Origin of the sequence: Sagittula salina (assembly GCF_017813235.1) — a bacterium.
Taxonomy (GTDB): domain Bacteria; phylum Pseudomonadota; class Alphaproteobacteria; order Rhodobacterales; family Rhodobacteraceae; genus Sagittula; species Sagittula salina.
In genome coordinates this window covers 1-221 of the sequence record NZ_JAGISH010000103.1, presented here as the reverse complement: position 1 = coordinate 221, position 221 = coordinate 1, and the positions used below count along the sequence as shown (strand labels likewise).

The following is a 221-nucleotide window of genomic DNA, read 5'->3' as shown; positions in this document are numbered from 1 at the left end:
GCTGAGCAGCCTGCCAGATGTCGACTGGTTGCTCGGGGACTGCAGATATGATGCCGATTGGTTCAGAGAAGCATTACCATACAGAGGGATACGCGCCTGTATTCCTGGCCGGAGACAGCGGAAGAAACCGGTGAAATATGACAAGCGCCGCTACAAACGGCGCAACCGCCGCTTTCGTGACATTGCTGCGCAATGCACTGCCGGGCAGTGATCGAGATCAT

Annotated in this window: 1 pseudogene; it reads left to right on the top strand. The window is 56.1% G+C overall.

Annotated elements, in window-relative coordinates:
* Positions 1 to 169 (top strand): annotated as a pseudogene (locus J5474_RS22720) (IS5/IS1182 family transposase); the annotation flags it as partial.
* Positions 170 to 221: the final 52 nt, after the last annotated feature.